Raw genomic sequence first — 9,398 nt, 5'->3', positions numbered from 1 at the left:
TTCAAACCTTATCTATAAAACGTTAAGTTAACTACTTTACCCTAAAGTGATGTAGATAACTTATCAAAACAGCTCTTTCGTGGTTCGTTTTGACTGAACCCCTTGGAACTGGAGCGCATTCTAGAGATTTCTCGCTGGGCGTCAACCCTTTTTTGCAATAAGTTTGAAATAAACGTTTGTTCGCTTAATTAACGTACAGGCCACGTTTTTATTGAGGTTTATTCGACCGAATACCACATTTATTAACCACACTTCTATTAGCTGATACTCTTTCGTTAAACTAAACATTTATATTAATACAGTTTATAACTGATATTTTTTCAACCTTTAGTCGATATTTGCTAATATTAATGCACAAGTTCACAACCTAATTCTCATTATGAATAAAACTATATTACGTAGCTACAATAAAATCACACCAAAATTGGGCCAAAAGGTCTATATTGATGAGTCTGCTGTACTCGTTGGAGATATATCTATGGGTGACGATGTCAGTATTTGGCCTTTGGTCGCCGCTAGGGGTGACGTTAATACTATTAGCATTGGCAATAGAACCAATATCCAAGATGGTACGGTATTGCATGTAACCCGTAAAAGCGCAGGTAATCCAACAGGCAATCCTCTCATTATAGGTGAAGATGTTACCGTTGGTCACAAGTGCATGCTACATGGTTGCACGTTAGGAGATCGTATACTTGTTGGTATGGGGGCAATCATTATGGATGGCGCGATTATTGAAAGTGACGTTTTTATTGGTGCAGGTTCTTTGGTGCCTCCTCATAAAACGTTAGAGAGTGGTTACCTATATGTAGGTAACCCGGTAAAACAAGTGAGATTACTAAAAGAAAGTGAGCAAGCATTTCTTAGTCAGTCTGCGATTAATTATGTTGAGCTTAAGAATGAGTACCTTGCTCAATAATAATTTATTAGCCCGTTACTTATAGTACAGCTCTATTCGACTTTCAGGGAGTGGCTCATTATCGTCGAGCCACTCTTCAACGATTTCTTCTAAATCAAATTTCAATGCATCACTCATTACATTATGCTTTGTACACTTAATAAGAATATTAATACGCTCACCAGAGAGTAATCCACTAAAGATCCAGCCCTGTTGGTTGTTATCATAAGTTATATCATCGTTGAAGATTATTTGTTGATTCATCTTAATCCTCTTTTCTTAGCCTATTTAGCACCGATGCGGTTTCAGGTGAAACATTTCGCCAAGTTCTAAAACTTTCGGCGGCTTGTTCTACCAACATACCTAAACCATCAATAACATTACTTGCGCCATTGGCTTTCGCCCAAGCTAAAAATGGACTAAGTTCTTTACCATAAACCATATCGTAACAGTCGGTATTAGCAATAAGCTCTTTTGATAACGGTGGAATTTTCCCCGTTAAGCTTGCCGATGTTGCATTGATAATAAGGTCAAACTTTTCTGCTCCCAGAGCATCGAACCCTGTAGCCGTTAATTTATTGTTGTTAAACTTTTTAATCAGCTCTTCGGCTTTACTAACTGTTCTATTGGCGATAACAATTTTCTGTGGTCCTTGTGCTAATAAAGGTAAAATCACGCCTTTAGCGGCACCACCAGCACCAAGTAATAATATACGACTATTTTTTAATAATATTTTATGATTAAGGAGGTCTTGTACAAGCCCTTCACCATCGGTGTTATCGCCAAATATTTTACCACCCGCAAACGTTAAGGTATTTACCGCGCCGGCAAGTTGAGCCCGCTCGGTTAATTTATCGCATAATGCCATCGCTTGTTCTTTAAAAGGAGCGGTAATGTTGGCACCTTTAGCGCCACTATGCATAAAAGTAATGATTGTTTGTTCAAATAGCTCTAGTGCTACATATTCACTTTGGTAGTTAAGCTGCTGCTGAGTTTGCTGCGCAAAAGATTGGTGAATGATGGGCGAACGTGATTGTTTGATAGGGTTACCAAAGACGCGATATTGATCCATAGAAAGCACTGGGTAATAAATTATACTTAAGGTTATCGTAATAAAGGCATGATGAATATAAAAAAAGCAGTTACCTTTATATAAAAGATGACTGCCTTAAAAGGGTGTTGTTAAGAGTTTGTGTTATTAATAATACTAAAACTTATAACCCAACATGATTGAATAAACCATAGGGTCAATTTCTACTGACGCAGACCCTTTAATATCACCAATTTTGAAGGTGGCATCGGCATTAATATCAATATAACGAGCGGAAGCATTTACGTGCCACTTATCATTTATTAAGTAATCGGCGCCCACTTGAAACGATAAGCCTAATGAGCCATCAAGCTCTAAATCATTAAAACCTAAGGATTCAGGTGTACTTTTAAAACTTTCATCAAAAAATATGGTGTAATTTATGCCAACACCCGCATAAGGTTTAATGTTCGATGCACTGTTAAAGTAATAAAGTGCACTAATTGTGGGTGGTAACTGTGTGACTTCCGCTAATGTCGCACCATCGACGTTCGCACCAAACAGTCCGGCAGAGATACGTTGTTGATCGTGAATAATGACATCATGGGCGAATGGTGTTGCAGCTAAAACTTCTATTGCCCAATTGTTATCATAGAAATAAATAAAATTTAAGCCAAGTTGAGTATTGTCATCAACAGAAAGAGATAATGGCGTGTTACCTCCTAATGCTTCAACAAAAACCCCTGACTTACCGCTATCTGGGTTAACCATAGTCGCACCACCACGGAAAACAAAATCTCCGGCTTTATAATCTTCAGCAAAGGCAGTTACAGAAAGAGAAGCTAAAACAGCTAAAGTAAGTAAACGTTTTTTCATGTGCAAAGTCCCTGTTTATTTTGTGGGTATTTAATGAAACGGATTCTATAGAGACTTAAAAATAAAAACATGACCTAGCGCAATAAAATTGCGTTGTTTTAACTTTTATTTAAACATTTTACAAATAGAGGGGAGTAGAGGTAAATAACAGTGGCAAGTAAGCTTGGTGACGAAAATATAAAACAGCTAATGTCATTGACAGAAACACGAGAAGCTTTACGCTTCTCGTTCAATCGGCGTTCAAAAAAATCTAGCTGAAGTATTATAAATGATAATAATTATTGAGCTAACCAGTCTTGCGGTACTAAGTACTGAGCCAGTTCAGCTTCTTGACTTGTTGGATCGGGCTGATAATTATATTCCCAACGAGCAAGTGGCGGCATCGACATTAATATCGATTCTGTACGCCCACCTGACTGCAAACCAAATAAGGTTCCTCGGTCAAAGACTAAGTTAAACTCAACATAACGGCCACGGCGATATAATTGAAATTGACGTTGTTGCTCAGAGAATTCAATGTGCTTTCTTTTTTCGATAATCGGAACATAAGCGTCAACAAAGCCTTGCCCAACAGCTTTAATATAATTTAAGCAAGTATCAAAATCCCATTGATTCAAATCATCAAAAAATAAACCACCAACACCACGCGTTTCATCTCGATGTTTTAAATAAAAATATTCATCGCACCATTTTTTATGCTCATTATAAACATTTTCACCAAAAGGCTGACAAAGTGATTTTGCCGTTTGGTGCCAATGAACAACATCTTCTTTTATAGGATAAAAAGGGGTTAAATCAAAACCACCACCAAACCACCACACAGGTTCCTCACCTTCTTTCTCAGCGATAAAAAATCGTACATTAGCGTGTGACGTTGGAATATAAGGATTTTTAGGGTGAATAACTAATGAAACACCACAGGCTCGCCAGGTTCTACCGGCTAGTTCAGGTCGATGAGCACTCGCTGATGGAGGTAACTTATCACCAGAGACTTCTGAAAAGTTTACACCACCTTGTTCAATAACAGTCCCGTCGGTTAATACTCGAGTACGGCCACCACCGCCTTCAGCGCGTATCCAGTTATCTTCAACGAACTGCCCACTTCCGTCGGCGGCTTCTAATGCTGAACAAATATTGTCTTGCAGTGATTTTAAAAATTCAATGACTGTTTCTATGCTTACTTGGCTCATGCTCGAATTGTCTCTCCGGTCAGTGCATCAATTATTCTTGAAGGTTGAGTATACCCTAAAGTACTACCTTTTATGATGAAATCGATTTCAGCTGACAAAGTTTCTTCAACGTCTTGCCAAGTTCTTGCCGGCTCCTCCCCTGATAGGTTAGCACTGGTAGAAACAATCGGTTTATTTACCTTGTTGCATAGCGCTACTACATCAGGTTGGCTAGTCAATCGAACGGCTATGGTGGAAAATTTTCCAGTAAGTAGCCGATGGGTATTGCTATTTTTTGGCAATAATTGAGTAATACCGTTAGGCCAGCGAGAAAGTATACTCAAGCGTTTATCTTGCGGTATTTTACTGTCATCAATATAAGGGAGTAATTGAGAGTAGTTAGCCGCTAGTAAAATGAGGCCCTTTTCTGGAGAGCGGTTTTTAATGCTAAGTAATTTTTCAATTGCGAGTAAATTATCTGGATCGCAACCTAGGCCAAAAACAGCTTCGGTTGGATAAGCAATAATACCACCTTGGCTGTAAGCCTCTTCGGCAGAAGTCATCATAAATAATAATGGAAAATTAAAGGATTATTTTATGATTATACGGCGTTTATCTAACAGATAAAATAAGTGTTTAATTTCAGATAAAAATAATTTTATCGCCAAAATTAAACACTTGATAGTTATGAGAGGCTTTTTACTTTTTCACGTAAAATAAACTTCTGCACTTTACCTGTCGACGTTTTTGGTAAATCACTAAACACAATTGTCTTAGGGGCTTTAAATGTAGCCATATGTTCTCGACAAAAACTGATGATATCTTGCTCTGTAGCGCTTCGGCCTCGCTTTAATGAAACAAAGGCACATGGAGTTTCCCCCCATTTCTCATCGCTTTTAGCGACAACGGCTGCCTCTAATATATCAGGGTGTTGATATAAAATACTTTCGACTTCTACTGAAGATATATTTTCTCCACCTGAAATAATAATATCTTTAGAACGATCTCTTATTTCAATATAACCATCAGGATGCTTAACGGCTAAATCACCAGAATGGAACCAGCCATGTTTAAATGCTTCATTGGTCGCTTTCTCATTTTTTAGATAACCTTTCATCATACTATTACCACGAAACATAATTTCACCAACCGTTTCAGCATTACAAGGGACGGGCTGCATAGTTTCAGGGTCTAATACATCGACTTCTTCTTGTGTAGGATAGCGTACACCTTGACGCGCTTTTAGCGCTGCTCGTTCATCGTCGCTTTTATCATTCCATTCATCTTTCCACTCACTTACCACACAAGGCCCATAAACTTCAGTTAAACCATAGCCTTGGGTAATATCAAACCCCATTGCTTCCATCCCTTTAATAACGGATGGTGGTGGCGGAGCCCCCGCGGTCATGATATTTATGCCACGTGGTACTTTTGCCAGTAACTTTTGGTCTGCATTTAAAATCATATTTAAGACGATTGGCGCGCCACAAAAATGGCTGACCTTATGTTCAATTAAACTTTCAATGATTGCGCCAACTTCTACCTGCCTTAAGCAAACTTGTGTTCCACCCACAGCAACAACAGTCCATGGAAAACACCAACCATTACAATGGAACATTGGCAGTGTCCATAGGTACACTGAGTTATTGCCTAATGGCCAGATCATGTTGTTACCCAGCGAATTTAAATAAGCGCCGCGATGTGAATAGACCACACCTTTTGGGTTACCCGTTGTCCCTGATGTGTAATTTAACGCCAGCGCTTGCCACTCATCATGAATTAAATTTCCGGTGAAATTTTCATTACCTTCGGCAAGTAAGTCTTGATACTCAACAGAACCTAAACGTTCACCGCCTTCACTCATTACATCGTCGATATCAATAATCAGCGGTTGACGTGAACATAAGGTTAGTGCTTTTTTTACCACACAAGAAAATGCCGTATCGGTTAAGAGTACATCACATTCGCCATGGTCGAAAAGAAAAGCAATACTTTCAGCATCTAAACGAATGTTTATAGAATGTAATACTGCACCCGTTAACGGCACACCATAATGGGCGTCTAGAAAGGCAGGAATATTAGCCGCCATGATGGCTACTGTATTACCGGGCTTAACACCGCGTTGCATTAATGCTGAGGCTAGCCGTCTAACATTATTACGATATTCACGATAAGTAATTTTTTGTTTACCATGAATGATGGCAACGCGTTCAGGATGTACATCTGCGGTTCGATTTAAAAAGTTAATCGGTGTTAAAGGCTGGCTATTGGCTGCAACTTTGTCTAAGCCTTGGTCATAAATATTGTTCATCGACTTTCCTCATTATATTACGGTGCTGGTAGCTATTTAGTGCTACTTAACTTCTGCACTTACTAAGGATAGTTTACGCCTATTATTGCGTATAAAAATTATCCTTTGGTCTAATGGGGGAATTGGGGTATTCACATTCGATCGCAGTAAATATCTAGCGGAATATTTATATTTTAGCTAAACAAAAATATCAGGGTAAATTTTGGACATAAAAAAACCAGCAAGTAGCTGGTTTCTCGAATAACACATAAAATTTATGTTAATTTTTCTTGCATCGCTTCATCTTTTGCAAGTAAAGCAATAACATTAGCAGCGCGTTCTGCTTTTACTTTTTCTGCAATAGACGGATCAGCAACACCTAATATTTGTGCGGCTAAATAACCCGCATTTTTTGCACCAGCTTTACCAATAGCAACTGTTGCAACCGGTATTCCACCAGGCATCATAACCGTTGAAAGTAAGGCATCATGACCTTGTAATGGTCCGTTATCAATTGGAACACCAATAACTGGACGTGTGGTCATTCCTGCAACAGCACCGGCTAAATGAGCCGCTAAACCTGCAGCACATATAAAGACTTTACAGCCACGTTCTTCGGCATCTTTTACGTAAGCTTTAGCAGCATCAGGGGTTCTATGTGCTGAACGAACACGTACTTCATGTTCAATACCAAATGTTTTTAAAACGCTGATGGTTGCTTGCATAACAGGTAGGTCAGAATCTGAACCCATTAAAATTGCAACAAAAGTTGATGACATTTTGTCTCTCCAGAAGTTTAGTTAAATAATTGCGCGTATTATATCTCTTTACGCTTATAGGTGCATTTCTTTTCTGGACAGATTATGACGTTACCACTCGCCATTTTACGCTTCACTAATATCGGCCAATGGCATTGAGGGCAATTTTCAGCAACGGGTGGATAATTAAGGACATACTTGCATTTAGGATATTGTTCACAAGAATAAAATGTTTTGCCATAGCGATTGGTACGCTCAATTAATTCGGCTTGCTTACCCTTTTTCTGGCACTGTGGGCAAGCTACGCCAACGTCTTCTTGACCACTAGTATCTTCAATATGATGGCATTGGGGATAATTGGAACAACCGATAAACATTCCATATCGCCCTTGTTTAACCGCAAGTTCATGTTGGCACTCTGGGCATTCAGTTCCAGCTAAAATTTTATCTTCGACACGTTCGTGTTCGACAACTGGACGAGTGAAATCGCAGGCAGGATAAGAAGCACAACCAAAAAACTTTCCCGACTTACTATTCTTTATAACAATTTCACTGCCACATTCTGGGCACACTTCATACGCTTTTTCTAAAGCATGTTCGTGCTGTGAAAATAAGGGTTTATCAGAATTAGGCATAATGCAATCACTAGAATATTGTTAACGTTATTATGCCACGATTAGCCAAACTTAAGCGAGTTATACGATTGACACTTAATGTAATGGGCCTTCTTGCTCATCAAAAATAAGATCTTCCATTTGCGAGTAAGCATTTTCTTTACCTGGCACGTTAAATAACACCATAAGTACCACCCACTTTAAATCATCAATCGAGAAGAACTTAGTATCTAACTCCATCACGCGGTCAATAACCATTTCTCGTGTGGTAAAATCTAGGACATTCACTTGCTCTAAAAATAAAAGAAACCCTCGACACTCGACATCAAGTAATTGCATTTCATCATCAACATAGACACGTACTGAGCGACGCCCTACTCGCGTTAAATACGGATAAGCATCGGTGTCTTGAAGTGCTGCTAGCTTTTCTAACCAACTTAGCGCTTTATATATTTCGTCTTGATGAAAACCTGCTCGGGTAAGTTCATCCGTTAATGACTCATGATCCACCATGATTTCGGCTTCACTATGTATATAGTTTTCAAAAAGATACATCAGTATATCAAACATAATTAGCCCCTATTTTACTCTTAGGTAACCCCCTGGAACCGTAGCAACCAGACCTTTAAGCTCTAACATTGTTAACCGAGTTAGTACGACATCTATCGGTAATTTGCTTCGTGAAACCACCATATCTACGGGGGTGATCTCATAACCCACACTAGCTAACAATGAATCGTTAAACAAGTGTTGTTTTTGACTTTTTTCTAAGCGTTGTTCTTTCTCTTTGTTTATCGTTAAGTGTAGACCTCTTTGTGGCAGTAGATCTAATTCTTCAACTATATCGGCAATATTATCGACAAGTTTAGCACCTTGTTTAATCAGCCAGTGACACCCTTTAGCTTGTGGGTTATTAATGGTACTTGGGATAGCAAACACGTCACGATTTTGTTCTATGGCGCATCGAGCGGTTACCAAAGAGCCACTTTTAATAGTGGCTTCAACCACCAGCACCCCCACACTTAAACCACTAATCAATCTATTTCGTTTGGGGAAATAACCTGGCTTAGGTGGGGTGTTTGGAGGAAACTCACTGATAATAGCACCGTCATTGTCTAGAATGTTTTTTGCTAATAATCGATGTCTTGCTGGATAGACCTGATCTAAACCTGTCGCGACAACCGCGATGGTTTTACCTCCTGCCGATAACGTCCCCTGGTGAGCGGCGCTATCTATACCTAGCGCTAAACCACTCGTGACCACTAATCCAGCATTTGCTAACTGTTGTGCAAATTTAAACGCATTCTCTCGACCATTAATACTGGCATCTCGGCTACCGACCATCGCAATTTGCATTTGGTTTAATAGGCTAATATTTCCTTGGGCAAATAAAACCAATGGCGGATCATAAATTTGCTTTAACTGTGAAGGGTAACGAGAGTCAACAAAAGGAATAATGGCACTAATACATCGTTCAGTGGCGGCAATAATTTCAGAAATTCTTTGCCAATCAGGAGATCTAATCGCCGCTATCTGTTTTTGAGTAAGGTTTAATGATGACAGTTCTTGTGAGGAATGAAAAAGTTGTTCTACTCCAAAGAGTTCAACAAGTCTTAATTTTTTATCGATAGCTAGGCGTGGTATAAGCTTAAGCGCCAGCCAAAAGTGACTCGCGCTTTTCTTTTTATACTCATCACCCTGTTGAGGGATAACAGCTAAATTATACTTTATTGTCACTGTCTTCTCCCTAAGTACAGCGGTTT

Annotated in this window: 11 protein-coding genes; 1 reads left to right on the top strand and 10 read right to left on the bottom strand. The window is 39.1% G+C overall.

Annotated features, from left to right (window positions below; all coding sequences use genetic code 11):
* Nucleotides 1–379 precede the first annotated feature (379 nt).
* Nucleotides 380–919, top strand: a complete 540-nt coding sequence (locus H4J75_RS14960) for a gamma carbonic anhydrase family protein (RefSeq protein WP_182217472.1) — start codon at nucleotides 380–382, stop codon at nucleotides 917–919.
* 15 nt (nucleotides 920–934) lie between these two features.
* On the opposite strand, the gene H4J75_RS14955 is transcribed toward H4J75_RS14960, so the two are convergent.
* From H4J75_RS14955 to dprA, 10 genes are all read right to left on the bottom strand, one after another.
* Nucleotides 935–1,162: a hypothetical protein gene (locus tag H4J75_RS14955; RefSeq protein ID WP_182204140.1), complete on the bottom strand. Its 228-nt coding sequence runs from the start codon at nucleotides 1,160–1,162 to the stop codon at nucleotides 935–937.
* A 1-nt stretch (nucleotide 1,163) separates the two neighbouring features.
* Nucleotides 1,164–1,970: a shikimate dehydrogenase gene (aroE, locus tag H4J75_RS14950; RefSeq protein WP_182222575.1), complete on the bottom strand. Its 807-nt coding sequence runs from the start codon at nucleotides 1,968–1,970 to the stop codon at nucleotides 1,164–1,166.
* A 135-nt stretch (nucleotides 1,971–2,105) separates the two neighbouring features.
* Entirely contained in the window at nucleotides 2,106–2,804 is a 699-nt protein-coding gene (locus H4J75_RS14945) for an OmpW family protein (RefSeq protein ID WP_182222574.1), read from the bottom strand.
* Between the two features lie 278 nt (nucleotides 2,805–3,082).
* Complete coding sequence (gene hemF, locus H4J75_RS14940; protein ID WP_182175890.1) at nucleotides 3,083–3,994, bottom strand: oxygen-dependent coproporphyrinogen oxidase; 912 nt, start codon at nucleotides 3,992–3,994, stop codon at nucleotides 3,083–3,085.
* Nucleotides 3,991–4,539 carry a Sua5/YciO/YrdC/YwlC family protein gene (locus H4J75_RS14935; protein WP_182175891.1) on the bottom strand — a complete coding sequence of 183 codons (549 nt, stop codon included), beginning with the start codon at nucleotides 4,537–4,539 and terminating at the stop codon, nucleotides 3,991–3,993. Before H4J75_RS14935 ends, hemF begins: the two co-directional genes overlap by 4 nt.
* A gap of 119 nt (nucleotides 4,540–4,658) precedes the next feature.
* Entirely contained in the window at nucleotides 4,659–6,284 is a 1,626-nt protein-coding gene (locus tag H4J75_RS14930) for an acyl-CoA synthetase (RefSeq protein WP_182222573.1), read from the bottom strand.
* 254 nt (nucleotides 6,285–6,538) lie between these two features.
* On the bottom strand, nucleotides 6,539–7,042 hold the full coding sequence (gene purE, locus H4J75_RS14925; protein ID WP_070375268.1) for a 5-(carboxyamino)imidazole ribonucleotide mutase: 504 nt from the start codon (nucleotides 7,040–7,042) through the stop codon (nucleotides 6,539–6,541).
* A gap of 38 nt (nucleotides 7,043–7,080) precedes the next feature.
* Entirely contained in the window at nucleotides 7,081–7,656 is a 576-nt protein-coding gene (locus H4J75_RS14920; RefSeq protein WP_070375269.1) for a topoisomerase DNA-binding C4 zinc finger domain-containing protein, read from the bottom strand.
* A 75-nt stretch (nucleotides 7,657–7,731) separates the two neighbouring features.
* On the bottom strand, nucleotides 7,732–8,205 hold the full coding sequence (locus tag H4J75_RS14915) for a DUF494 family protein (RefSeq protein WP_070375270.1): 474 nt from the start codon (nucleotides 8,203–8,205) through the stop codon (nucleotides 7,732–7,734).
* Nucleotides 8,206–8,214: 9 nt separating this feature from the next.
* Complete coding sequence (dprA, locus tag H4J75_RS14910; protein ID WP_310733767.1) at nucleotides 8,215–9,372, bottom strand: DNA-processing protein DprA; 1,158 nt, start codon at nucleotides 9,370–9,372, stop codon at nucleotides 8,215–8,217.
* Between the last annotated feature and the right edge of the window lie 26 nt (nucleotides 9,373–9,398).

This window comes from Colwellia sp. BRX10-1, from assembly GCF_014077545.1.
Lineage (GTDB): Bacteria > Pseudomonadota > Gammaproteobacteria > Enterobacterales > Alteromonadaceae > Colwellia_A.
Note: the sequence above shows the minus strand (reverse complement) of the source record. Positions and strands in the feature narration are given on the sequence as shown.

What these genes read in the sequence shown, in the direction of transcription:
- H4J75_RS14960 (WP_182217472.1), top strand. Translation starts at nt 380, where the DNA reads ATGAATAAAACTATATTACGTAGCTACAATAAAATCACACCAAAATTG.
- H4J75_RS14955 (WP_182204140.1), bottom strand. Translation starts at nt 1,162, where the DNA reads ATGAATCAACAAATAATCTTCAACGATGATATAACTTATGATAACAAC.
- aroE (WP_182222575.1), bottom strand. Translation starts at nt 1,970, where the DNA reads ATGGATCAATATCGCGTCTTTGGTAACCCTATCAAACAATCACGTTCG.
- H4J75_RS14945 (WP_182222574.1), bottom strand. Translation starts at nt 2,804, where the DNA reads ATGAAAAAACGTTTACTTACTTTAGCTGTTTTAGCTTCTCTTTCTGTA.
- hemF (WP_182175890.1), bottom strand. Translation starts at nt 3,994, where the DNA reads ATGAGCCAAGTAAGCATAGAAACAGTCATTGAATTTTTAAAATCACTG.
- H4J75_RS14935 (WP_182175891.1), bottom strand. Translation starts at nt 4,539, where the DNA reads ATGATGACTTCTGCCGAAGAGGCTTACAGCCAAGGTGGTATTATTGCT.
- H4J75_RS14930 (WP_182222573.1), bottom strand. Translation starts at nt 6,284, where the DNA reads ATGAACAATATTTATGACCAAGGCTTAGACAAAGTTGCAGCCAATAGC.
- purE (WP_070375268.1), bottom strand. Translation starts at nt 7,042, where the DNA reads ATGTCATCAACTTTTGTTGCAATTTTAATGGGTTCAGATTCTGACCTA.
- H4J75_RS14920 (WP_070375269.1), bottom strand. Translation starts at nt 7,656, where the DNA reads ATGCCTAATTCTGATAAACCCTTATTTTCACAGCACGAACATGCTTTA.
- H4J75_RS14915 (WP_070375270.1), bottom strand. Translation starts at nt 8,205, where the DNA reads ATGTTTGATATACTGATGTATCTTTTTGAAAACTATATACATAGTGAA.